The sequence below is a fragment of the Psychrobacter sp. 1U2 genome, from assembly GCF_051847575.1.
This window is the reverse complement of record NZ_JBPYDC010001353.1, coordinates 1-620: the sequence shown is the minus strand read 5'-3', so window position 1 is coordinate 620 and position 620 is coordinate 1. Positions and strand designations below refer to the sequence as shown.

Annotated in this window: 1 protein-coding gene and 1 pseudogene; both read left to right on the top strand. The window is 38.9% G+C overall.

Annotated features, from left to right (window positions below; genetic code table 11):
• A partial coding sequence (locus ACS8FD_RS22050) for an ATPase, T2SS/T4P/T4SS family (RefSeq protein ID WP_439277442.1) occupies positions 1-309 on the top strand: 309 nt, incomplete at its 5' end.
• A 120-nt stretch (positions 310-429) separates the two neighbouring features.
• Positions 430-620 (top strand): annotated as a pseudogene (locus tag ACS8FD_RS22045) (type II secretion system F family protein); the annotation flags it as partial.

The following is a 620-nucleotide window of genomic DNA, read 5'->3' as shown; positions in this document are numbered from 1 at the left end:
AACGTACCAAGACAAAGCTTACTTGAGCTTGGCTTTACTGATGCTGACTTAGATGATCCAAACCACAGTATTTATGAGCCTGTTGGTTGTAACGAATGCCGCGAAGGCTATAAAGGCCGTGTTGGTATTTATGAAGTTATGAAAGTCGACCCAAATATCTCACGTATCATTATGGAGGACGGTAATGCAATCGATATTAAAGATGCCGCACTCAAAAACGGTTTTCGTGATTTGCGACGTTCGGGCATTTTAAAAGTACTTCAAGGTGTCACTAGTATACAAGAGATGATGCGAGTAACTTCTGAATGATAGTAAGTTAATGCTGGCCATTGTTTAAGACTTAAGAGCGACTAAATAACCATCTAAAAAACACTTATTAAATAACGCTGATTAGAGCATATAGATTACGAAAAACTTGAGGGTAAAGACATGGCACAAGCTAAGACTGATATGCTATTAGACTTTGTCTATGATGGAGTCAATCGGCGTGGACAAAAGATCAAAGGTGAAACCACAGGTCGCAGTTTAGAGATTGCAAAAGCGACGCTGCGTAAACAAGGTATCACAGTCAAAACAATCAAGAAAAAACCTAAGCCCTTATTTACCGTAAAAAAAGCCAT